This is a genomic window from Embleya sp. NPDC059213 (assembly GCF_042754445.1).
GTDB lineage: Bacteria > Actinomycetota > Actinomycetes > Streptomycetales > Streptomycetaceae > Embleya.
Window position 1 is genome coordinate 18497 of record NZ_JBHZAV010000082.1, and the last position, 23411, is coordinate 41907.

Annotated in this window: 14 protein-coding genes; 5 read left to right on the top strand and 9 right to left on the bottom strand. The window is 72.5% G+C overall.

What is annotated here, in order from left to right; all coding sequences use genetic code 11:
• The first annotated feature begins 18 nt into the window (after positions 1–18).
• Together ACFXMF_RS27225 and ACFXMF_RS27230 are read left to right on the top strand one after the other, a co-directional pair.
• Complete coding sequence (locus ACFXMF_RS27225) at positions 19–3021, top strand: trypsin-like peptidase domain-containing protein (RefSeq protein ID WP_379990034.1); 3003 nt, start codon at positions 19–21, stop codon at positions 3019–3021.
• A 63-nt stretch (positions 3022–3084) separates the two neighbouring features.
• Positions 3085–3672 (top strand): NUDIX hydrolase, encoded by a 588-nt coding sequence (locus ACFXMF_RS27230; protein ID WP_360315252.1) that lies wholly within the window; start codon positions 3085–3087, stop codon positions 3670–3672.
• A 47-nt stretch (positions 3673–3719) separates the two neighbouring features.
• Here the strand turns inward: ACFXMF_RS27230 and ACFXMF_RS27235 are convergent, their stop codons facing one another.
• The 6 genes from ACFXMF_RS27235 to ACFXMF_RS27260 all read right to left on the bottom strand — a co-directional run bounded on the left by ACFXMF_RS27235 (position 3720) and on the right by ACFXMF_RS27260 (position 16569).
• Entirely contained in the window at positions 3720–4985 is a 1266-nt protein-coding gene (locus ACFXMF_RS27235) for a hypothetical protein (RefSeq protein WP_360315250.1), read from the bottom strand.
• A gap of 214 nt (positions 4986–5199) precedes the next feature.
• Positions 5200–10656 carry a carboxyl transferase domain-containing protein gene (locus ACFXMF_RS27240; protein ID WP_379991621.1) on the bottom strand — a complete coding sequence of 1819 codons (5457 nt, stop codon included), beginning with the start codon at positions 10654–10656 and terminating at the stop codon, positions 5200–5202.
• Between the two features lie 292 nt (positions 10657–10948).
• Positions 10949–12247 (bottom strand): VWA-like domain-containing protein, encoded by a 1299-nt coding sequence (locus ACFXMF_RS27245; protein WP_360315246.1) that lies wholly within the window; start codon positions 12245–12247, stop codon positions 10949–10951.
• Positions 12244–13548, bottom strand: a complete 1305-nt coding sequence (locus tag ACFXMF_RS27250) for an AAA family ATPase (RefSeq protein ID WP_379991620.1) — start codon at positions 13546–13548, stop codon at positions 12244–12246. The genes ACFXMF_RS27245 and ACFXMF_RS27250 overlap by 4 nt, the downstream gene beginning before the upstream one ends.
• 142 nt (positions 13549–13690) lie before the next feature.
• Positions 13691–15121 carry a hypothetical protein gene (locus ACFXMF_RS27255; RefSeq protein WP_379991619.1) on the bottom strand — a complete coding sequence of 477 codons (1431 nt, stop codon included), beginning with the start codon at positions 15119–15121 and terminating at the stop codon, positions 13691–13693.
• A gap of 116 nt (positions 15122–15237) precedes the next feature.
• On the bottom strand, positions 15238–16569 hold the full coding sequence (locus tag ACFXMF_RS27260; RefSeq protein ID WP_360315240.1) for a GAF domain-containing protein: 1332 nt from the start codon (positions 16567–16569) through the stop codon (positions 15238–15240).
• Positions 16570–16633: 64 nt separating this feature from the next.
• Between ACFXMF_RS27260 and ACFXMF_RS27265 the strand changes: the two genes are divergently transcribed.
• Both ACFXMF_RS27265 and ACFXMF_RS27270 read left to right on the top strand, forming a co-directional pair.
• Positions 16634–17545 (top strand): alpha/beta fold hydrolase, encoded by a 912-nt coding sequence (locus ACFXMF_RS27265; RefSeq protein WP_379991618.1) that lies wholly within the window; start codon positions 16634–16636, stop codon positions 17543–17545.
• Between the two features lie 341 nt (positions 17546–17886).
• Positions 17887–18654 (top strand): SAM-dependent methyltransferase, encoded by a 768-nt coding sequence (locus ACFXMF_RS27270; RefSeq protein ID WP_360315236.1) that lies wholly within the window; start codon positions 17887–17889, stop codon positions 18652–18654.
• A 53-nt stretch (positions 18655–18707) separates the two neighbouring features.
• Here ACFXMF_RS27270 and ACFXMF_RS27275 read toward each other — a convergent pair whose 3' ends face one another.
• Positions 18708–19349 carry a TetR/AcrR family transcriptional regulator gene (locus ACFXMF_RS27275; protein WP_379992543.1) on the bottom strand — a complete coding sequence of 214 codons (642 nt, stop codon included), beginning with the start codon at positions 19347–19349 and terminating at the stop codon, positions 18708–18710.
• A 78-nt stretch (positions 19350–19427) separates the two neighbouring features.
• On the opposite strand from ACFXMF_RS27275, the gene ACFXMF_RS27280 reads away from it, so the two are divergent.
• Positions 19428–21014, top strand: a complete 1587-nt coding sequence (locus ACFXMF_RS27280) for an MFS transporter (RefSeq protein ID WP_379992544.1) — start codon at positions 19428–19430, stop codon at positions 21012–21014.
• Positions 21015–21111: 97 nt separating this feature from the next.
• Here the strand turns inward: ACFXMF_RS27280 and ACFXMF_RS27285 are convergent, their stop codons facing one another.
• Positions 21112–21885, bottom strand: a complete 774-nt coding sequence (locus tag ACFXMF_RS27285) for a polysaccharide deacetylase family protein (protein ID WP_360315230.1) — start codon at positions 21883–21885, stop codon at positions 21112–21114.
• Between the two features lie 746 nt (positions 21886–22631).
• Positions 22632–23141: an N-acetyltransferase gene (locus ACFXMF_RS27290; protein WP_360315228.1), complete on the bottom strand. Its 510-nt coding sequence runs from the start codon at positions 23139–23141 to the stop codon at positions 22632–22634.
• Positions 23142–23411: the final 270 nt, after the last annotated feature.

Sequence of the window (23411 nt, forward strand, 5' to 3'; positions counted from 1 at the left end):
TCCGAGGGTGGAGGCCGAGTGTTCGGCGATGACGACGAACGGCTGATCGCGGCTCGGCTCGACGATGCGATCGTCGGCGAACTGGTGCGCATCCGCATCCGGGACACCTATCTCGGGACCGGGTTCCTGATCGCCGGGGACACCGTGCTCACGTGTGCGCACGTGGTGCACGGGCACTCGACGGGGCTGTCCGTCGCGCTCGCGGGCACCTGGATCGAGGTCGACGTGGTGCGCTCGATCCCGCCCGAAACCCCGGGCGGGATCCACCCGTTCCCCGACCTCGCCGAGCTGCGGCTGCATACCCCCGTCGAGAGCATCGGGGTGTGGCTCGGTGAGCGGCCACCGTTGCGCGGCGACGAGGTGGCCGCCTACGGGTACAGCCGGGAGAGCCTGGAGGGTTTGAGCCTGCCGGAGACCCTCGATCTGGAGGTCGCGGGTCCCAGCGGCCGCTTCACCCGGGTCAAGAGCGATCAGGTGCTGCGCGGGTTGAGCGGCTCCCCGGTGCTCGATCCGCGCACCGGCCGGGTCTGCGGCGTGCTCAAGTCGTCCCGGGACGTCGACGACGAGCGCGGCGGCTGGTTGATCCCGATCGGCGCCGTGGCCGCGCACCTGCCCGAGTCGGTCCGCCGCAACGCGGACGCGCACCGGCCGGGCACCCGGTGGCGCGACATCGCGGTGCTGCTCGACGCCCGGCAACAACGACTGTTCCGGCGCTCCCGGGAACGGGGTACGACGGGCGAACGGCCCGCGACCCCGGCCCGGTTGCTGGCCGGCGACGTGATGCCCTTCGTGCCTCGGCCGGAGGTCGACGCGCTGTACGCGTGGTGCACGGGCGAACCGGAACTGGCTCTGCGGTTGTTGCACGCGCCCGGCGGCGCCGGTAAGACCAGACTCGCGGCGCAGCTCGGTCTCCGGCTTCGGAACGAGGGCTGGAACGCCGGGTTCGTGGCGCCGGGTGCGCCCGCCGATCCGGCCTGGCAGGCCGAACTCGTCGCCGCGTTGGCGGTGCGGATTCCGGTACTGGTCGTGCTCGACTACGCCGAGGGCCAAGTGCCCGACATCGCCGCGTTCTTGGCCTACCTGGACGACCACCTCCCGGATGGTTCGCGGCTGCGGATCCTGTTGCTGGCCCGATCCGTCGAACCGCTGTGGCAGGCACTGAGCACGTCGACCGGGATGCCCGCCGACGCGGACGAGAAGGCGCTCACCGGCCGACTCGACCCGGGCGGCTCCACCTCGCTGGCGACGTTGGCCTTCGACACGTTCGCCGCGCACCTGGATTGTCCGTGGTTGCGGGCACCGCGCACCCTGGACGCCCGGGCCGCCGCGGCGGATTCGCCGTTGAGCGTGCTGGCGCTCGCGCTGGACGCGGTGTTGACCATGCGGCAGGGCGACACCTGGATCGAGACCGACGATCCGCTGACCCGCATCTGCACGCACGAGTTGCACGCGTGGTCGAGTGTGCTCAAGGGCCAACTCCCCGTGGGCTCGGTGCTCACCGGGACGCTCGGCACGCTGGTCTCGGAGGGGCTGTTGCTGGTGCCCACCCTGGCTCCGGGGCGGGACCCGGACGCCTTGACCGAGTTGTTGCTCCGGGTGTGCCGGGCGGCGTTCGCGCGCACCCCGGAGCCGGACGTCGCCGCGGTGTACACGTGTCTGCGGACGCTCTATCCCGGCGAGGACGAGGGTGTCGCCCCGATGGAGCCGGATCGCATCGGCGAGATCCTGATGCGTCGGGTGTTCACCTCGACGGTCAGTTCCGGCAATGTCGTCGGGTATCTGGCCGCGATCCTGGAGACCCCCGATGCGGCGCCGATCGGCGCTCGGGTGGCCACCGCCGCGCGCACGATCGAGGTGTTCGCGCGGGCCCGGGGTTGTACCGGGACCGGGCGGATCGAGGTGCACCACGCCTACCGTCGAATGGACGCCGCCCTCGGCGCCGCCGCGGCCGACAACCCGGCCGTGGTGTTGCCCGCGCTCGTGGTCGCCGGCGAGGCGTTGCCGCACGTGGAGCCGCTGGTCGCGCTGATGACCCCGCTGCTGGAAACCTGCGACCCGGCGGTCCTGGCCGCGGTCGAGGAGCGGCTGCCGGAGTATCCGTCGGGCCTGTCCGCCGCCGCCGCGGTGACGTTTCGCCGCCTGCTGGGTCCCGGGAGCGCGACGCTCACCGTGCCCGCCCAGGCGGAACGGCTGCGGCTGCTCTCGCGATTCGCCCTTCGGCTGGGCGATCTGGACACCCCGGGCAGCGGCGAGGACGCGTTGGACGCGGCCCGTGAGGCCGCGGCGCTGGCCGACGACCTGTATCGGCGCACCGGGCGATACGCCGGCGAATACGCGGCGGTGCTCAACAACCTGGCGCTGCTGCTGCATCGCGGCGGCGACCTCGGCACCGCCTTGGCGCACGCCGCGGACGCGGTCGAACGGTATCGAGGACTGCTCGCCGAAGCGGAGGCGACCGGCGACGACGTGCTGTGCTCCCGGCGCCGACTGGACGAGGCCGCGGCGCTGAGCACCCTCGTGTCGTTGCGGCTCGCGGACGGTCAGGTCGCCGCCGCGGTCGAGGAGGCGTCGCGTGCGGTGACACTGTGCATGCGGGCGCGGCCCGGGGCCCGGCACGACGACACGTTCGTGACGTGTCTGGAGGTGCTGATCGAGGCCAGATTCGCGACCGGGGAGGGCGCGGTCACCGCGGCGACCCGGCTCGTCGAGGTCCTGCGGATCCTGGCCGAACGGCAGCCCGGTCGGCATGCGGCCCGGCTGCCCGAGGGGTTGCACACCCTGGCCCGCGCCCTGGTCCGGGCGGACCGGGAGCGCGATGCCTACCCGGTCATGCGGGAGGCCGTCGCGTTGCGTACCGCGTTGCCGACCGAGGCGTCGCAGCGGGTGATGACCCAGCGCGCCGACCGACAGTACGCGCTGCTGCGAGCGTTGGCCCAATTGGCGGGTCGCCACCGGGAGTTCGAATCCGAGCAACGGATCTGGTTGGCACGGCTGCCGGCGGAGCACGATCATGACGCGTGATACGTGATGCGTGGCTCGTGAACCGAGTACCCGCGGACCTCGGATGGGAAGGGTGAGGGCGACATGCCGATCGACCAGGAGACTCCGGGGTCCCCGGCCCCGATCCGAAGGCAACGGGCGGTCGAGGTGTTCGGCAACCGCTACGGTCGGCTCTACAACGACGACGTGTTGTCGCCGGGCGGCCGGGCGGGCAAGTACCTGCGCTGGCAGTGGTCGCATACCGGCGTGGTGGTGGTCGCGCGCGGCCCGGCCGGTATCGCGCTCGTGCCCACCTACCGATATCCGCTCGGCGCGGCCTCGTTGGAGTTCCCGCGGGGCGGTTGCGAGGCGGGTGAAAGCCCTGCGGACGCCGGCGCGCGCGAACTGCGCGAGGAGGCCGGGCTGATCGCGGCGACGACCCGCGACATCGGCCTCCTGCACGCGGAGACGGGGCTGATCGAGAGTGCCGTGCATGTCGTGTCGGCGACCGTGCTCGGCGGGCCGGCCGAGGTGGCCCGGCCCGAGACGATGGAGTCGGTGGCCGAACCGGTGTGGGTGTCCCACGAGGGCATGTTGGACCTGTTGGGGCAGGGCAGAGTCACGTGCGGGGTCACGCTCGCGGCGTTCGCGCTCGTGTTGGCCGCCGACCGGTCGCCGAGCGATCCGTCATGACTGCGCCCCCTCCTCCCGTTACACCTGTTGCGCCTCGTCCGCCCTGATCAGACCATCACGCGTTCTCGCGGGTCGAGCTGCGACACCGGCAGCCGAGCCGGCTGTTCGGGCTGTTCCTCGTCGGTGCCGGTGACCACGGTCATCGACAGGTTCGGGGAGCCTTCCGCCGCCGGCATCGGCTCCGGTGTGCTCCGGACGGACAACTCCGCGCCGAAGCGGGCGCTTTCCCGGTCCTCGTGCAGGTGCAGTTCCATCTCCCGGCGTTCGGCGCGCAGCCGGGCACCGGCGAGGTCGTCGGAATGGGCGAACAACCGGGTGAATGCCGACGACATCCAGGCCGCGAACTCGCCGGCGGCATCGCCCAGCAGCGCGGTGTCGGGCGCGAGGCCACGACGCAGCGCGCCCAACTCGCCGACCAGGGCGGTGCGCGCGGGCTGGTCGAGAGCTTCCAGGAGCACGTCCACCGGGAGCCGGGCGAGCAGGGTCTCGTCCAACATGGCCGAGGGCAGGCCGCTCAGCCGCAACACGCGGTGGCTGCGCGACTGCGGCAGCAGGTCCGGCAGATCGCGCGGACTGGCCAGGCCGGCGTCGAGCACCTCGGGCAGGGCGTGTCGATAGGACTCCCCCGCCCACTTGTCGACCTGGGTCAGTGCCGACACCACGTCCGCGCTCGCCTCGGGGAACCCCGCGCGGACCGTGGCCAGTCGGTCCCTGAGCGCCTTGTAGTCCAGGGGCCGCTGCTCCTGGGCCCACGCCCGCAGGTCGCCCAGGACCGCCCGTGCGTCCCCCGTCCGCGCCTCCGCGCCGGCCTCGACCCGCAGCAGCACCCCGGCCTTGAACGCGGCCGAGACCATGACGCCGTCGTAGTCGACCGCGTGCTCCCGGGTGAGATCGTCGAGGAAGGCGGCATAGCCCGGTTCGGCCGCGTTCTCGACCCCCTTCGCGGCCAGTACGTCGCGTAGTTCGCGCAGCGTGCTGCCCAGCCGCCGGGCGACCCGGATGTGCCCCCGGTCGAGCAGCGGGGTCAGGTCGGACAGCGGAGCGGACGCGGCCGGCGGGAGCGGGTCGGCCAGCGGGGCCACGTCCCGGAACGGGCGTTCCCCTCGGACCCGTTCGGCCTCCTCGGCCGAGAGCAGGGAGCGAAAGTACTTGTTGTTCAGGCTCTGCGAGTCGCCGATCAGGAGCGTGTCGGCGAACAGGACGTGCAGGACCACTCGTGCGCGCAGATCATCGATCTTCTCGACGGGTGAGGACGCGTGCGGATCGACATCGGACAGGTAGATCCGGTCGTCGAGCGTGGAATCGTCCGGCATGGTTGCCACCTCCGCGTGATACGGGATGTGCAGAGAGCAAACGTAGCAACGATTTTCGGCCGCCACAGTGAATTCCCGTGCGATGACACACCGTTGCCGAGGGCTGCGGCGGCACCCGCCGGAAGGGCGGGACGATCGGCCCGGACGTGCCGGCGGCCGGGGTGCGGGACGGTACGACGTCCTGCACCCCGGCCGCGGCACGTGCTGCGACGGATCAGCGTTTCATGCCGCGCTCGATGGCTTCGATGATCCTCGGGCGCAGTTCGGCGGCGCCGATGATGGCATCCACCGAACCGACCTCGACCGCGCGGCGGATGTCGTGGGCGCCGTCGAACTCGGCGGCCACCTCGCCGAGCTTCTCGGTGCGGACCGCGGACTGTACCTCGGCGAGGCGGGCGCTCAACGCGGCGCGCTCGGCGCCCACGGTGGTGGAGATCTGCGTCTGCAGGTCGGTCACCCTGGGGTCGGTGGCGGTGCGGTTGTTGACCTCGCCGGAGAAGACGACGGCCGCCGCCGGGGCGCCGCCCAGGACCGAGGCGAAGGAGCCTTCCAGGGCCAGCACGGTCATGTTCGGGTTGAGCGCCTTGGAGAAGACCACGAACGCGCCGCCGTGGTAGCGCGAGATGACGCAGAAGACGATCGGGCCGTCGAAGTTGACGACGGCTCGGCCGATTTCGGCGCCGTACTCCAGTTGCAGCTTGCGCATCGACTCGGGCGAGCCGTCGAACCCGGACAGGTTGGCCAGCACCACCAGCGGCCGGTTGCCCGAGGCCGCGTTGATCGCCCGCGCGGTCTTCTTCGACGACTGCGGGAACAGGGTGCCGGCGGTGTAGGTGTCCGGGCCGTCGGTGGGCGGGAAGCCGCGCCGCGGTACCGCGCGGGATTCGATGCCGATCAGGCAGACCGGCCAACCGCCGATGTGCACGTCCTGGACCGCGGAGGTGTCCGCGTCGGCCATCCCCGCCCAGCGCTCCAGCACCGGGTGGTCCTGGTCGGACAGCGCGCGCATCACGGTGCGGATGTCGAACGGCTTCTTGCGGTCCGGGTTGTGCTCCGCCGAGAAGATCCGACCCACGGTGGTGAAGTCGCTGTCGACGGCCGCGTGCGGGAAGTCGCAGACGTCACGGTCGATCGGGTCGCTCGTGTCCGCCTTGCGCGGCGCGTCCTCGCCGGGTGCGACGTAGGTGTGGTCGTAGTGCGCCATCAACACGTCGCGCGCGGCCGGGAGGTCGGGCGCCCAGTACTGGGCCTGGCCGTTGGGCCCCATCACCCGGTCGTAGCCGCCGATGCCGAAGTTGTCCTCGGCCGAGACACCCCCGGAGAAGTCCAGGGCCTGCTTGCCGGTGAGCACCATCGCCGAGTCCGGCGTCATCACCAGGATGCCCTTGGTGTGCATCAGCATGGTCGCCTCGGCGTTCCAGTACGGCTGGGCGCCCACGGTGATCCCGGCGACCACGATGTTGATCTCGCCGCCGTCCTGGGTGAACGTGACGATGCGCTTGAGCGCCGCCGCCACCCAGTCCATGTTCTCGGTGCCCGAGGTCATCGAGATCCGCGCGCCGGAGGACAGCGCGAACCACTCCACCGGCACCCGCAGGCGCTCGGCCAGGTCGAGCGCGGCGATCACCCGGCGGCACTCCGGCTCGGACAACGCGCCGAGCGACTTGGTCGGGTCGCCGAGCAGCAGGACGCGGGTGACGCCCTCGGGGTGGCGCTCGGTGGGGGTGGCGACGACACCGGTCACGATCGCCGCGGTGTTGCGCCCCTTGGCCCGGTCCACCGGTACCAGCGCGCCGGCCTCGTCGAGGTCGTGCTCGACGAAGGTGCCGTGCCCGCCGGTGAGCATGCCGGTCAGTTCGTACGGGTAGACGTTGCCGCGGCGGGCCGCGCGCAGCACCTTCTGCCGGTAGCCGTCCAGCGGGCGTACCAATTCGGTCGACGGTTCGCCGACGTGCAGGCTCGCGCCGTGGCCCGGGTCCAGGGTGATGGTCGCGGCGATCTCGGTCAGTTCGCCGCTGCCGGTGCGCCGGCGGGCCACGAACTGGACCTCTTCGAGTCCGGCGCCGGCGGTGGTCGGCAGGATGCGCTGGACCAGCGCGTTGAGTTCGTCGGCGGTCAGTTCGGTCGACGGCCAGACGTACATCATGATGCGGTTGGTGTCGAAGCGCTTGTTCTGCGGCCGTTGCGCCTGGATGTTGCGAATCGCGTCCAGGCCCGCGGTGATCGCGTCCTCGACCGCCGGCAGCGCGACCAGTCGGCCGTCGGTCTCGCGCAGCGGCGTCAGGTCGCGGACCTGCCCCATCGCGATCAGCCGCTCGTCCGCCGGGTTGCTCTTGGCAACGGCCTTGAACAGGTAGATCTCCTCGTCGGCCGAGGGCAGCCGGGTGAGGTCGAACTCGCGCAGCCGCTGGAGTTGCAGCCGCCGGGCGATCTGCGGGTGCAGCCCGCGGATCAGCCGGTCCTCGGCGAGGCCGGACCCGTCCGGGCGGAAGGTGAAGTGGTGGTGCATCACCGCGCCGCTGGTGCCGGCCACGGTGGTGGTGATCCGGCGCACGCCCGCCGGCAGCGGTTGCTCGGCCAGCAGTCGGCCCAGCCGCACCGCCATCTCCTCGGCGTCCGGCTGGTCCTCCCAGGTGAGGTAGAGGTCGGCCACCAGGGCGTGTTCGGCCACGTCGGCGGCGAACGCGTTGACCGCGCCGATCGCGTCGGGCAGGGCGGCGATGTCCACGGCGGTGGTGACCACCAGGGTCGGGCCGGCCGCGCCGCTGTGCTGGGCGGTGACGAACCGGCAACCCGCCTGCTCGCGCACGGTGACCTCGGCGAGCCCGCGATTGCCGTAGTAGCGGCGGGTCAACACCTCCAGGAGCGGCGCGTGGTCGCGGCCGGGCCGGCCGATCCGCTGGCCGATCAGCCGGACCAGTGGCTCGGAACCGGCCACCATGGTCTGGATGCGCTCCGCCCGGTCCGGCGCGTCCGGGTGCTGGTCCAGGTGCCGCAGTTCGTTGCGGACGCCGGCGTAGACCTTGGCCCGGTTGCGGCGCAGCAGCGGCTGGGCGAACCAGCGGAAGACCACGCCGCGGGCCAGGTCCGACACCGCGGGGAAGCGCACCTGGGTGGCCTCGATCAGGTGTTCCAGGGTGAGTCCGGCGCGTTCGCTGAGCGATTCCACCGGGGGTGCGCCGGCCAGCCACTGGCGCAGCAGTTCGGACACCAGCGCGACGTCGGTCGACATCCGCTGCTGGGCCAGGAAGATCCGGAAGATCGCGGCTTCCAGCTCGGGCGTGCGGTCCAGGTCGGTGATCCCGTAGTGGCCCAGCACCCGCTCCAGCTTGATCCGGAACGCCTCGGTGAGACCGGCGCGTTCGGGGTCCAGGCAGCGCAGGTAGCTGTGGAAGTACTCGCGGGGGCTGTGCACCGGGCTGTCCGGTTCGACGTCGAGTTCGCCGCCCGGCTTGTTGCGGCTCAGCTCCGACAGGTCGGCGAAGACCTTGAGCAGGTCCACCTCGCCCGGCAGCGGCCGGCCGCCGAGGTCGGCCCGGGCGGCCAGGTACTCGGACAACACCCGCTTGTGGTCCTGCGGGTCGACGTCGAAGCCCAGGAGCAGGCTGCGCAGGTCCTGCAGGCCGCGGTCGACCCGCTCGGCGGCGGAGGCGGGGATCGCCTCGGTGGGCAGGTCGACCTCGATGCTCTCGCCGGCGCCCGGGCCTTCCTCGGCGGCGCCCTCGCTGCCTTCCTCGGCGAGCGGCTCAAGCCGCATCAGCGGTGCGCCGGTCTCGACCTGGCTGCCCACCGACACCGGGCATTCGCGGACCCGGGCGCGGAACGGCGCGCGCAGCACCGTCTCCATCTTCATGCTCTCCAGCACCAGGATCGGCGCGCCCGAGGCGACCTCGTCGCCGACCGAGATCGGCGTCGCGACCACCAGCGCGGGTGCGGGCGAGCGGACGACGCCGCCCTCGTCGCGGCTGATCCGGTGGGTGACCCCGTCGACCTCGACCAGGTGGGTCGGGCCGTGCGTGGCCGAGACCAGCCGGAAGCGGTGTCCGTTGACCACGATCCGGCCGCTGTGCGTGTCGAACCGCTCGACCTCGACGTCGGCCGGGTGCGCGGCACCGCCGCCGCCGAAGATCGCGACGCGGAATCGCCGGTCGCCCACCCGGGCCACGCTCACCCGGTAGCCGACCCCGCGGAGCTTGAGATCCAGCGGCCGGCCGCTCTCGTGCTGCACCTGCGGGCGGCCGCCGTGCGCGGTGGAGATCAACCGCTGCCGGCTGATCTCCTCCTCGTCCTGGTATGCCTCGATCGCGGCCGCGGCCAGCGCGATCGCGGAGTGCCGGTGGGTGACCAGCCGGCCCTCGGCGCGGACCCGGTCGATCCAGCCGGTGTCGGCGCTCGCGTCGATCACCTCGGGCTGGTCGAGCAGGTCGAGCACGAAGCTCTTGTTGGTCGCGCCGCCCTCGATGATCACGGTGGTCTCGGCCATCGCCCGGCGCAGCCGGGCCAGGGCCTGGTCGCGGTCGCGGCCGTAGGCGATGATCTTGGCGATCATCGAGTCGAAGTCGGCCGGGATCCGGTCGCCCTCGCTGACCCCGGTGTCCACCCGGATGCCGGGGCCGGCGGGCAGCGCCAGGCGCGTGATGCGGCCGGGCGAGGGGGCGAAGTCGCGGTCCGGGTCCTCGGCGTTGAGCCGGGCCTCGACGGCGTGGCCGAGTTCGGCCGGCTGCGGGCCGGTCAGCCTGCCGCCGCCGGCCACGTGCAGTTGCAGGCGGACCAGGTCGGTGCCGGTGGTGATCTCGGTGATCGGGTGCTCGACCTGGAGTCGGGTGTTGACCTCCAGGAAGGCGAACAACTTCTCGCCGGGGTGGTAGAGGAACTCGACGGTGGCCGCGCCGCGGTAGTCGACGGCGACGGCGAGCCGCTCGGCGGACGCCTTGAGCTGTGCGGTCTGTTCCGGGTCCAGGACCGGCGAGGCGGACTCCTCGATGATCTTCTGGTTGCGCCGCTGTACCGAGCAGTCGCGGACGCCCAGTGCCCACGCGGTGCCCTGGCCGTCGGCGATCACCTGGACCTCGACGTGTCGGGCGCCGGTGACCAGGCGCTCCAGGAAGAGCACGCCGGAGCCGAACGCGCGTAGCGCCTCCTGGCTGGTGCGCAGGTAGGCGTCGGTCAGGTCCGCGGCCGAGGCGACCATCCGGATTCCGCGCCCGCCGCCGCCCGCGGTGGCCTTGAGCATCAGCGGGTAGCCGATCTCGTCGCCGGCGCGCAGCGCGTCCTCCAGGGTGGCGACCGCACCGCGGCTCCACGGCGCGACCGGGACGCCGACCTCCTCGGCGAGCAGCTTGGCGCCGATCTTGTCGCCGAGCCTGCGCATCGCCTCGGCGCTGGGCCCGACGAAGGTGACGCCGATGCGCTCGCACAGTTCGGCGAACGCCGGGTCCTCGGCGACGAAGCCCCAACCGACCCAGGCGGCGTCGGCGCCGGTCTCCAGGAGCGCGCGCTCCAGGACGGCGTGGTCGAGGTAGGGGCGGGCCGAGGCGGGGCCGAGCGGGTAGGCGAGGTCGGCCTCCCGGACGAAGGTCGCGTCGCGGTCGGAGTCGGTGAAGAGGGCGACCGTCTCCACTCTCGTCCCGGTTTCCGCCGAAAGATCCCGGACGGCGTGGATGAGCCGCATTGCGGCCTCTCCACGGTTGACGATCGCGACACGACTGAACACCGGCTGAGCCTCCCAAGTACCCACGTGCAGAAGGCGACGCCCGGGAACCGGAGCGTCGCCTGCACCTATCTATACCCTGCTTGGTTACCGACGAGTACACCCATGTCCTGGATCGAGCATGCCGGCGCCGATGCGTTGTAGGTTTCCCACAAAAAGCGACCCGAGCCACACCGCACAGCCGCCCTTTCGGGCATGGTCTGCGACAACCGGACTCGGCACCCTTGCTGTTCACCCCGGTGAGGCCGGAAACTCACCGGGCGGCGGACGCCTGGTCGATCACCACCACCCTGGCCCACTCGGGGGGCGTGTCCGGCACATAGTCGGGATCGTTCTCGATCCACGACCGGGGCACCTGCCGGGGAAACAGGCCGACCACCGTGCGGCACGACGGTCGCGAGCTCGGCCAGCTGGTCTGGCCGTCGGTCAGCACCACGACCACGTCCGGTCGGGGCTGCGTGCGCAGCGCCTTGGCGAAGCCGGTGCGCAGATCCGTGCCCCCGCCGCCCACCAGCGGGATGCCCTCGTCGCGGCACAGCGTATGCGCGATCGTGGCGGCCGCATCGCAGGGCACCACCGTGATCAGGTCGCGACGCCCGCCCACGGCCCGGCAGATCGCGGCGACCTCCAGGAGCGCGCTGCCCAGTTCGGCGTCGCTGACCGACCCGGAGGTGTCGATGATCACGGTGACCCGAGGCGGTTTGCGCCGCAGGCTGGGCAGCACGACGCCGGGCAGGCCGGCCGAGCGCCGGGACGGCCGTCCGTAGGTGTAGTCGTCGCCCGCACCGGCCCCGGAGGTCGCCGAGCGCACCGCCCCGCCCAACAACTCCCGCCACGGCTGTGGCGGATGGAACGCCTCCTCCGCCCAGCGCCGCCACCCCATGGGCACGCTCCCCGGACGGGCGGTGATGCCCTCGGCCACCCGGAACCGCACGGCGTCGCGCTCCTGGACGCTGAGGCCGTGCGCGCCGTCCGGCCCCCATTCCCATTCGCGTTCCAGCCCGTCGGCACCACTGCCGCAGTCCAGCCAGGCCAGGTCCTGGGTACACGGCCCGAGCCGAAATTGGCGCAGATAGTCCTCCATCGGTTCGCCGTCGCGCAGACTCAGCATCTCCGGCACGACGGCGCCCTCGGGTCGGACCAGCCCGTCGCCGAAGGCGTCGTCGTTGATCTCGCAGTCCGCGGCGATGTTCATCCGCAACCGCTCCCCCGGGCCGGCCGCGTCGTGCTCGCGGGCGAACCGGTCGCTGCGCCCGTGGTGGTCGCGCAGCAGATGCGACACCTCGTGCACCCAGACCGCGGCCAGTTCCTCCTCCGGCGTGCGGTCCACGAACCCCGGCGACACATAGCACCTCCAGTGCCGGTCGACCGCCATCGTCGGTACGCTCCGCGACTCGACGGTGTGCAGCGCGAACAGGGCGGTCGCCAGGTAGGGGCGGGCCCGGGCCGCGTACAGCCGGGCGGCGAAGAGCTTGTCGAGGTCCAGCGGTCGGCGCGGGCGTACCACCGGTGCGTTCGCGGTGTTCGCCGTCGCCGGTGCGTCTGCGGTCATCGGGCCGCCTTCGCCTCGTGCGCCCCCGTCCGGGCGGCCGTGCGGTCCGCTCGCCGGGAAAGGGACACCACGCCGGCGAGCCGCTCGATCGAGGCCGGGACCTCCCAGTCCTGGTGACGCAGCGACGCGAGCGTGGTCGCCGGGACGACCACCAGGTCCGGGGCGCCGGTCTCCATCGCCCGGACCAGGAGCGACCAGGCCGCGTCCCAGCGGGCCTTCTCCGGCCGGTTGCGAACCGCGTCCACCACCCCGTCGAGCACCGCTTGGCGCAGATCTCCGCGCTCGGGAAGCACCGCGCCGGCCGGGTCGGCGAGCAGGTCCTCGGGATCCGGAAGGTCCATCCGGTCCAGGCCGGCCAGCAACTCCAGCCCGGGACCGTCCCCCACCGTGCCCCGGACCAGCATGGAGAGCACCTCGCGGGAGGAGCCGGCCGCGGTCGCGAAGGCGATCAGGCACAACGCCATCTCCCAACTGCGCGGCGACGGCCAGGCCCCGCCCCGGCGGGACTCGCCGGTCGGCAGCCGGTGCACGAGCGTGGGACGCGCGGCGAGCAGCCCGCACACGGCCCGGCGGGCGAAGGCCACCGCCGCCGGCAGGTCGGTCGGGTCCAGGTGCGGCAGGGTCGCCAGCGGCCAGGTGCCGCCGAGCCCGCGGACCACGACCTCGTGATCGTGCGTCCACTGCAGGTGTACGAATCGATTGGCCAGCGGTGGGCTCAGTTCCCAACCGTCGGCCGCCGAGGAGCGCGGATTGGCGGCCGCCACGATCCGCACCCCGGGCGGCAACTGCAGGGCGCCGATCCGCCGTTCCAGGACCAGGCGGAGCAGGGCGGCCTGTACGGCGGGTGTCGCGGTGGACAGTTCGTCCAGGAACAGCAGCCCTCGACCGGCCCGTACCAGGCGCACCGCCCAGTCCGGCGGGGCCATCGGCACACCCTGCTCGGCGGGGTCGTCGCCGACGATGGGCAACCCCGAGAAGTCGGACGGCTCGTGCACGCTCGCGATCACCGTGGTCAGCGGCAGGTCCAGGGACGCGGCGAGTTGGGTCAGCGCCGCGGTCTTGCCGATGCCCGGCTCGCCCCACAGGAGCACGGGCAGGTCGGCGGCCACGGCCAGGGTCAGGGCCTCCAGTTGGGTGTCCGGACGCGGTTCGGTGTCGGCCTCGCGCAGAAGGGCCGACAGGCGGGCGGCGACGTCGAGTTGGGGGGCGACGGGGGGCGGGCCGGGTGTGGGACGGGGTGTACCGGCTTCGGTGGGGCGGGTGTTCGGGGCGGGCGGGCGGTACGGGGTGTATGTGGACATGCGTGGGATCACCTTCGGGTTCGGGTGCGGGCAGCCGGGATCGCGACAGCGCACGCGCGGCCGCGGACCGACGTCCCGGGGTGGGCGGCGGTCGTCCTGCGAGGTATGTGGGGAGTACGGGTGTGCGCGTCGAGGTCTCGGGTCAACGCGGCTTCGAATGGCACGGACAGGTGCGGTGGCCGCGCGAGTGGCGATGGTTCACCGGGACCCGGCGGGCTCCGGCGTCCATCAGGCCGGCCCTGAAGAGTCCGTAGGTGACCCGGCGCAGCGCGGCCGATTCGAGTTCGTCGCGCAGCGGGCCGCTGCGCAGCACCGCGTCGCGACCCAGCAGGCCCTCGACGATGGCCAGGGCCCCGGCGGTGTCGCCGTGGTCCAGGCGTTCGCGGACGCCGGCGAGGGCGTGTGGACGGCGATGCGCCTCGTCGATGACCTGTAGGCACGGCAGCGGCGTGCCGGTCAGCGCGGCGAGCAGTTCCTCGCGGCGGATCTCGGCCGGGTCGTGGTCCAGCGGCGCCAGTACTCCGTCGACCAGACCGATCCGATGCCGGGCGCCCCGGCAGTCCACCACGTGCGGTCGGGCCGCCCGGTCCGCGACGCGCGCCGGGCCGGCCGCCGCCCGTTCCGGTGCCAGCGCCGCGGCGACCAGTGGGTGCAGCCGATCGACGTCGATCGAACCGGCGCGCAGCAGCGCCAGATCCGGCGCCACCCAGGTCGCCGCGTCCGGCAGGATCGGCATCCCGGGGGCGTCGCCGGCCGTCGTCGAACCGAGCCACAGCGGGCGCGGCCCGAGGTCGTCACCGTCGGCGGCCGGATCCAGCAACAGCCGATGTCGGCCGTCGAGCCGTATCCGGACGCTGCCGGCGGACCGCCCCTCGGCCCGGAGCACGATCCGCGCCTCGGCCGCCCAGCGGTCCACGGCGCAGCGGTGCGCGTAGGGCAGCGTGGCGAGCGGGTCCGAATCCGGATCCGGGTCACGGCCCGGGGCGCAACGGCCTTCGGTGGGCGGGCAGTCGGCTCCGGAGCGGACCCGCAGTTCGGCGCTCCTGCGGGCATCCCACAGGTGGCGGTGCAGGTCGAGCCGGAACCGCCGGTTGGGATGCGGGTGGGGGTAGGAGCGAGGCGGGGCCTCGGCCCGGTCGGGCGATCCGTCCCACAGTGCGAGGCTGATCCGCTGACCGGCGTCCGCCCACGCGGGCGGGGTCCTGACCACCAGGTACACCGGACTTCGGCCGGCCCGGCTCTCGTCCTCGACGTCGTACCGGGCCAGGGCGATGGTCAGCCCCGGTCGCAGCAATCCGTCGGGGGCGACCCTGGGCATGTGCCAACGCAGCAGATCCGGAGCCAAGTGCCGCAGGTCGTCGCGCAGTCGGGCCGCGAGGTCCCGGCCGTGCGTGCGTGCCACCGAACGTGGCCGTACGTCGATATCGATGCCTGCGGCGGCGCATGCCCCGGCCCAGTCGCCGGCATCTCGGCGGGCGGTCGCAGTCTCGATCATGGAGGGCGGCACGGCGAACTCGCGCACGCGCAGCCAGAAGGAAGGTTTGGAATCCCTGTTCGCGATCCGAGTGAGCATCAGCACTCACCTTGCGCGGACGGGACCCCCATTTCGAAACGAGGAAGAGTGATCATCGCCGGAAAGCCTAGCGCCCGCGCCTGCGTTGCGCCAGGCACCCCCGGTGCGTCCGGGGTTCACCTCGCCCACCGCAGGGCGGTGTCGTAGTCGGCCGCGGCCAGGACGCGGTGGCGCAGGCGTTCGTGGAGGGTGTTGCGCAGGGTGAGGATGCGGGGGGCCGTGGAGCCGGGCAAGAGTGGGCCCCGATAGCGGTCGAGGAGGGTGTCGATGGGGGTGCCGGGGCTGGACAGCGCCCGGTCCAGGTCGAGGAAGTCGGCTTCGACGGGGCCGATCAGGCGATAGGGGTCGGAGGCCAGGCGGTGGCCCAGGATCGAGCGCAGTCGGGCGAGTTCGGCGCGGCTGGTGGCCGGGCGGCCGGTGGGGCCGTATACCGCGTCGGCGATGGCCCGGGCCGTCATCCCGCCCGGTTCGCTGAGCAGGGTGATGACGATCTCGGCGTGGCGCGGGGTGAGTTCGTGCGTGGTGCCGGCGATCTCCAGGCGGGCCCGACGCAGGCCCAGCGCGTGGAACCGCAGCGGGGCGGTGGTCAGGGCGCCGGCGCCGGCGTCCTCGGCGATCAGCAGGAACAGGCCGCCCGCGGCGAGGCGTTCGACCAGCACGGGCTGCCCGTCGGGGAGCAACATGCGACCCTCGGTCGGCGGTCCGGGCAGGTGCTGCGGGAGCCAACCGGGGGGATCCGAGCGCACGATGCGGCCCCGGGGGTCGGCGATCGCGCTGCGGGTGCCGAGTCGGCGGGCGATCCGCTCGGTGTAGCGGCTGCCGACCCGCACTTCCTCGCGCAGCCGGATGGACTCCAGTTCGGCCTGGGCCAGTCGGCGGGCGGTGTCCAGGAGGGGTATCGCCAGTGGTTGCCAGTGCTGTGCGGGGCAGGTGAAGTCGAGGGTGCCGAGGAGTTCGCCACTGGCCGGGTCGTGGATGGGCGTGGCGGTGCAGGTGTACGCGGTGGCCGCGGACAGGAAGTGCTCCGCGCCGAACACCTGGAACGGCCGGCCGGTCGCGAGCGTGGTGCCGACTCCGCTCGTGCCCGCCGCGTCCTCGCTCCACAGCGCCCCGGGCAGAAGGTGTACGCGCTCGGCCGAGCGCAGGGTGGCGCTGTCGCCCTGGACCCACAGCAGGTGCCCTCGCGCGTCGCTGAGGAACAGCAGTCGGCCGGGGTCGGCGGTGAGGCCGCCCAGCGAGCGGCGCAGCAGCGGCCAGATCGGGCGCAGCGGGTGTTCCTGGCGATACCGGGCCAGTTCGTCGTCGTCGAGGGTGACCGGCGGGAGATAGGCGTCCGGCGGCAGGCCGTGTCGGCGCGCGCGTGACCAGGAGGCCCGGATCGGGTCTCGTACGCCCCGCGCCGATCCACCGCCCAGGGCTCGATCGCGCACCTTCGGTCGTAACGCCATGTGGCCATCATGCCGGCGCCGGGTGAGCTTGCCCGGGCCGGCCGGGTAAGCGGAATCTGCAACGTTGTTGCAACCCCCCTCGGCGCTCTGGTGGAAGTGGTGCGCGCTCGCCCAGACTGCGGTGGCGCGGGTCGGCGACTCGGCGGCCGAGAGTGAAGGAGAGACGGTGCCCTATCTGGAGTTGTCCGACGCCGTTCCGCTGTACTACGAGGAGTACGGCGCGGGCCGGCCGGTGGTGTTGCTGCACGGCTGGACCATGAACGGCACCTTCTGGGCGGGCAATATCGCCGCCCTGGCGGCGGAGCACCGGGTGATCGCCGTCGACTTTCGCGGGCACGGGCGGTCGGGGAAGACGCCCGAGGGGCACTCGTTGGCGCAATATGCCCGTGATGTGCGGGAGTTGATGCGGGCGTTGGATCTGTCCGAGTCGACGCTGGTGGGCTGGTCCATGGGCACCTCGGTGATCCTGTCCTATATCCGGCAGTTCGGCTGCGACGGACTGCGCGGCGCGGTGTTCGTCGATCAGTCGCCGCGCTTCATGGACGCTCCGGGCTGGGAGTTCGCGTTGCAGGGTGGCTATTCGGCCGCGGATCTGGCGGTGTTCGCGCAGACGGTCCGATACGCCCGGCCGCTGGCGATCAAGCCGTTCATCCAGGCGTGCTTCGCCGAAGCGCCGGCGGCGGAGGCGGTGGACGCGGCGTATGCGGAGACCACCCAGACGCACACCTCCTCCGCGTTGGAGGTGTGGATGGACATGGCGCATTCCGATTGGCGGTCCGTGCTGCCCGAGGTGAAGGTGCCGACCCTGCTCGTCTACGGTGAGCGCAGTCGGATCTTCCCCGGAGACCTGGCGGGATGGCTGGCCGGGGTTTTGCCCGACGCACGGGTGGCGAGGTTCTCTGCGAGCGGGCATGTGCCCTTCGTTGAGGAACGCGAGCAATTCGACGCCGTCGTCACGGATTTCCTCCGCCACTGACCTCCCGGGGCAGTGCGGAGGAAGCTGCGGGACCGCCCGGCGGGTATCCCCGCCTCGCCCGATTCGGGCGGCCCGCGACCCGCGATTTCGCGCGTCGACAGTCGGGAAGGCCGATGATTGTGATGCCTGACCAGACACCGGGTGGCAGTCCTCACGGCGGCTGCCCGGCGGACGCGCGAGCGGCGGTCGTACGGACATCGGAGACGCGGACGTCAGGCACACGGGGGCCGGACGTACGGGGACCGAGCGTGCGACCGCCGGCGTGGGTGCCTGCGGCCAGGGCGCCGGTGCCGACGGAGGCGACTCCGCCGGCGCCGGCGCCCCGGTCCCGGTTTTCCGCGTTGCGGACCGATCTGCCGCATCCCGCGCGGATGTACGACCACTACCTCAACGGCAAGAACAACCTCCCGATCGACCGCGCCGCCGCGGCGGACGTGCTCGCCCTGGCGCCGGAGGTCCGGCAGATGGCGTTCGCGAATCGGGCGTTCCTGCGCCGCGCGGTGTCGTTCGCGGCCGGGTGTGGGATCCGTCAGTTCCTCGACATCGGGGTGGGGCTGCCGGCCGCCGGCGACACCTACGAGTGCGCGGTGCTCGCGACCGAGGAGGCGCGGGCGGTGTACGTCGACAACGATCCGCTGGTGCTCGCGCACGCCCGCGCGTTATCCACGCGGCCCGGGCGGGTGCGCGTGGTGGAGGCCGATCTTCGTGATCCCGGCGCGCTGTTGCAGCGGGCGGGCGGTCGGTCCGGGTTGGACTTTCGCCGGCCGGTGGCGGTGGTGCTGGCCGCGGTCCTGCACTATCTGTCGGACGCGGACGATCCGCGGTCCGTGGTGGGCGAGTTGATGGCGGCCATGGTGCCCGGGAGCGCGCTGCTGCTCTCGCACCTGGCCGCCGATCTGCGTCCGGAGGCGGCCCGGGCCACCGCCGAGACGTATCGGCATTCGGCCGCCCCGCTGTTCCCGCGCCCCCTCCCGGAGGTATGCGCGCTGTTCACGGGGTTGAGCCTGGTGAACCCCGGGGTGGTCCCGGTCGCCTCCTGGCGGGCCGACCGCCTGCCGCGTCCGCACGCGGACCGCCAGTGGATGTACGCGGGGGTCGGCCGCAAGTAGGCGGACGACCCGGCGGTGGCGGACGCGAACTCCCCCTTGGCGGTGGCGGGTGTTCAGGGGTGGCGGTGCGGGCGTTCGTGCTGCGCCCGCCAGGCGGGCGTGGCCACTCCGGACATGACGATCATCACGATGTCCTCGGCGAGGCTGTCGGTGATCGGGAGGTGGCCGAAGAGCGCTCGATAGTAGGTGGTCGAGGCCAGGAGGTCGAGGAGCAGGTCGAGGTCGGTGTCGGCGCGGATGTCGCCGCGGTCGATGCCGCGGCGCAGCGCGGCGGCGGTGGCGGCGCGGCGGGGCTCGAACAGGCGGGTGAAGAAGGTCTCGGCCAGGGCCGGGTCGGCGGCGATGTCGGCGACCAGGGCGGGCCACACCCGGCGGGTGCCGGGGCCCGCGAACGCGGTGGTGAGCGTGGCGATGCCGGCGATGAGGTCGCAGTGGGTGCAGCCGGTATCCGGGGTGGGGGCTTCGCCCATGGCGGCCACGAGGGCGTCGACGACGAGGTGGCGACGTGACGCCCAGCGGCGGCGGATGGCCGGTTTGGTGGTGCCGGCGCGTGCGGCGACGGCCTCCATCGTGAAGTCGGCGTAGCCGCCTTCCTCGAGCAGTCGCATGGTCGCGGCCAGCACCGCCTCGTCGATGCGGTGGTCGCGGGGACGGCCCCGACCGGTGGGGATCAGTCGCGTATCGGAGCTGGCCATGGTCACGAGTATAGATCGGGTCTAATATCGTTCCGTTCCGGAACGGAACATAAAACGACGAAGACCTGGGAGCCGACCTTGCCAGCCGAACGGCAGCGCGAACTCGAACCGACCGTCGACGCGACGAAGGCCGACGGCACGCCTCGGCCGGATCCGATGGGCGCTCCGCCCGCCCCGTCGGGAACCGATACCGCCGCGCCGGCATCCGCCGGTGCCGTCGGGCCGGTGGACGGCGCCGATGCGACCGACCGTGCGGGGGTGTGGGACCACGGGCATCGGGCGCTCTCGGCGGGACTGTTGATCTCGGTGGGGCTCGTGGCGTTCGAGGCCATGGGGGTGGTCGCGATCATGCCGCGCATCGCACGGCGGCTCGGCGGGCTGGAATCGTACGGCTGGGGTCTGTCCGCGCTGATGCTCGCGAGCATCCTGGGCGCGGTCGCGGCCGGTACGGCCGGTGACCGGATCGGGCCGCGTCGACCGCTCGCGGTGGCCCTGGGGTTGTTGGCGGCGGGGTGTGTGCTCGCCGGCGTGGCGCCCACGTGGTGGGTGTTCGTGGCCGGGCGGTTCGTCCAGGGGCTGGGCGTCGGGGCGATCATGGGGTTGGCGTATCTGGTGATCGGTCGGGCCTACCCGGCACATCTGCAAGCCCGCATGGTCGCGCTCACCTCGTCGGCGTGGACGCTGCCGGCGCTGATCGGGCCGGTCGTGGCGGGCACCCTCGCCGATCGACTGTCGTGGCGTTGGTTGTTCCTGCTGTTGCCGATTCCGATCGTGCTCGCGGGCCTGCTGACGCTGCCCGCGCTCCGTACGCTCGCCGGTTCGGGCGCTTCGGGTGCTTCGGGCGGCTCCGGTGCTTCGCGCCGCTCCCGTGCTTCGGGTGCGAGGGGCCTGCGGCGGCTTCCGGATCCGGTGTCGAGTCTCGTGCTCGCGCTGGGGACCGGGTTGATGATCGTGGCGTTCGAGTTCGGGTCGGCGGTGTCGATGGTGCTGCTCGCGTCGGTCGGCGCGGTCGTCGCCGTGCTCGCCTATGCGGCCCTGACCCCCGCCGGCACCACCCGTGCCCGACGCGGGCTGCCGGCCGGGGTCGCGATGCGCTGGCTGCTCGCGGGGGCCTACTTCGGCGCGGACACCTTCCTGCCGCTGGGGCTGACCGAGCTGCGCGGGTTGAGCACCGTCGAGGCGGGACTGGGACTCTCGGCGGGCGCGCTGACCTGGGTGGCGGGCTCCGCGCTCCAGGCACGCTGGGACGATCGCCACGGCGCGCGGCTTCGCCCGACGCACGGCGCGCTCGGCAGCGCCGTGTTGTTCCTCGGCATCGCGATCCTGGCCGGCACCGTACTGATCGACGCCGTGCCCCCGTCGGTGGCGGTGGCGGGCTGGGCGATCGGCGGACTCGGGATGGGCATCGCGTACAACGCCGCCTCCGCGGCGGTCCTCGCCCAGGCGCCGCCCGAGGAACAGGGCCGTACCGGCGCGGCGCTCCAGTTGTCCCAGACCTTCGCCGTCGCCGTGCTCAGCGGCCTCGGTGGTGGCGCGCTCGCCCTGACGCACGACCACGGCGCGGGGATGGGAACCGCGCTGGGCGTGACCTTCGGGCTGACCGCGTTGCTTGCCTTGGTGGCCGCGCTGGTGTCGGGCCGGATCAAGGCGCCGGCCGGCGGATGAGGGGAGGCGGATCGGGGCTGCCGCCGCGCCGAACCGGGTTGCCGTTCGGGCGACTTCGTCATCGACCGGCCGACCCGGTCCGACGCGGCGGCGGGGCTCAGCGGGCCGGGAGGTCGAAGCTCCAGCCCTTGGCGTGGTACTCGGTGATCAGGCGGTCCACCGCGTCCACCGTCTGTTGGCGGTCGCCGCCCGCGTCGTGCAGGGTGACCACGCCGGTCGGGGTGATGCCGTCGCGGAGGCGTTGCAGGAGCACGTCCACGCCGGGCAGTTCCCAGTCGCCGGGCATCAGCGTCCAACTCAGCGGGCGCAGGCCCAGGTTCGCGGCGACGGCGGGCGACTGGCCCCAATTGCCGTACGGCGCACGGAAGTAGGGGATCTCGACGCCCGGAACGGCGGTCCGGATCCGGGCGTTGGTCTGCTGGATGTCCGCGTCGATGTCCGCCGGGGAAACGGTGGTCAGGTCGCGATGACGGTAGGTGTGGTTGCACAGGGTGTGGCCGTCGGCGACGATCGCGCGGACCGTCGCCTCCTGCCATTCGACCTGCTCGCCGACGACGCAGAACACCGCCTTGACCTGGTGCTTCTTGAGCACCTGCAGCAATTGCGGGGTGAATTGCGGACTCGGCCCGTCGTCGAAGGTGAGCGCGACCCGGTTGCCGGGCCGGGCGGTGGTGGTGATCAGGGCCGGGCTCACCGGGCCGGCGACGGGAGCGGTGGCCGCCGCGGCCAACCCGGTGGTCGGCGTCGGCGCGGCCGTGGCGGCGGGCGACGCGCTCCAGGCCGTGGCGACGCAGACCAGGGCGGCGACCAGGGCGACCGGACGGCGGCGGCGCGGGCGGGACCGAAGGCGGGTGGTGCGAGTGGGTGTCATCGGGGTGGTTCCTTTCGGCGGAGCGTTGGTCGTGGTGCCGTGGAACAACCGGGGTCGTGGCGCGGCGGACTCCGGGGCCGGGAAGGGCTTCGCCGTCGGCGTTCGGTCATACCGGGGAGGCATTCGATATCGGCCGTACATCTTTTGGACTTTCGGCCGACACGTATTGCACCATCACCCGAGGCAGGTCGAATGGTTTATCGCCTGCAGGTACTGCCGCCTCGCCCACGATTGCGCGCGGAACATCGACTCGGCGCTGCGGACCTCGATCCGAGAATGAACCGTTCGTAAACGGAACCTCGCCGGAATGCGCACACAGCGGAGCCTTTCGGTTCTGTCGCCACCGGTCTAGACCTATGTTAGCCATCCGTGATTCAAGGATGACCGTGTGGAATCACACCAGCTCACACGCTTGACCGGATGATCCGATCTCGATCATAATCGTGCACGACCACAACCAATCGATCAGCGAAGCGGTGAAGCAGGAACGTTTCCTCGCCTGTCCGACGCAAGCCTCGGCGCCTGGGGAATCGGTGGACCCTCGCAGATCCCACGGAAATCAAGCCATGCCTTGAATGTCGAGCCAAGGCATCATCGACCACGGCACACCCGACAAGTCCGCGGCGGGGAATCGGCCCGGGAAAAGGCCCCGCCTCCCGACCACGAAGTGGCCGGGAGGCGAGGCCGCGGGAATACGTATTACCGGGCGCGGGCAAACCGCGCCGGCTCCCCCGTCCTGCCGTGGGTCAGATGCCGAAGGGGGCCGCGTAGTGCACGGTGCCGCCGGGCAGCGGGTGGTCGGCGTCGAAGGCGAGGGCCATCAGGGACTCGTCCGGGACCTCGATGGTGAGGCCGATGCCGTGGGCCGAGGCGCGGGTGAAACCGAACCTCGGGTAGTACGCCGGGTGCCCCAGGACGACGACGTGGTGCTCGCCCAGGTCCTCGGCCGCCCGCAGGGCGGCCCGAACGGCGGTCGAGCCGACGCCGGTGCCCTGGTACTCGGGCAGCACCGCGACGGGTGCCAGGGCCAGGGCCGGCACATCGTCGATGTGACAACGCGTCAGCAACGCGTGCCCGATGGGCCGGTCGTTCGCGTCGGTGGCGACGATGGACAGGCCCGGGATCCAGGACGGGTCCACGCGCAACGCGTCGACGAGATCGGCCTCGGCGGGCGTCTCGAAGGCGCGGGCGTGGATGGTGTGCACGGTCGGAATATCGGCGTCGGTCTCGACGCGCGTGAACCGGGTGTCGCTCATGATGGATGGTCGTCCGTTTCGATGGGTTCGGATCGGCGGCCGCCCTGCGAGCTCACGCTCAGGCGAGGGCGGGAATCACAACGAGGTCAGGCCACGGCCCGGGACGTGAGGGTGATCCGGGCACTGCACACGGCAGTGGCCTTGCGCGCGGTCATCAACCCCACCTCCTCGTATGTCTCGATCCGAACCGAACACGAACAGGGACGAGTCTAGCGGGCCTGGTCCGCCGCCGGGGGGGGGGGCGGGAGCGGGGGGGGGGGGGGGGGGCCC

Coding starts and splice junctions, on each gene's coding strand:
- ACFXMF_RS27275 (WP_379992543.1), bottom strand. CDS start 19,349: ATGGCCAGCTCCGATACGCGACTGATCCCCACCGGTCGGGGCCGTCCC.
- ACFXMF_RS27250 (WP_379991620.1), bottom strand. CDS start 13,548: ATGTCCACATACACCCCGTACCGCCCGCCCGCCCCGAACACCCGCCCC.
- ACFXMF_RS27240 (WP_379991621.1), bottom strand. CDS start 10,656: ATGCGGCTCATCCACGCCGTCCGGGATCTTTCGGCGGAAACCGGGACG.
- ACFXMF_RS27255 (WP_379991619.1), bottom strand. CDS start 15,121: ATGCTCACTCGGATCGCGAACAGGGATTCCAAACCTTCCTTCTGGCTG.
- ACFXMF_RS27290 (WP_360315228.1), bottom strand. CDS start 23,141: ATGAGCGACACCCGGTTCACGCGCGTCGAGACCGACGCCGATATTCCG.
- ACFXMF_RS27235 (WP_360315250.1), bottom strand. CDS start 4,985: ATGCCGGACGATTCCACGCTCGACGACCGGATCTACCTGTCCGATGTC.
- ACFXMF_RS27245 (WP_360315246.1), bottom strand. CDS start 12,247: ATGACCGCAGACGCACCGGCGACGGCGAACACCGCGAACGCACCGGTG.
- ACFXMF_RS27230 (WP_360315252.1), top strand. CDS start 3,085: ATGCCGATCGACCAGGAGACTCCGGGGTCCCCGGCCCCGATCCGAAGG.
- ACFXMF_RS27260 (WP_360315240.1), bottom strand. CDS start 16,569: ATGGCGTTACGACCGAAGGTGCGCGATCGAGCCCTGGGCGGTGGATCG.
- ACFXMF_RS27285 (WP_360315230.1), bottom strand. CDS start 21,885: ATGACACCCACTCGCACCACCCGCCTTCGGTCCCGCCCGCGCCGCCGC.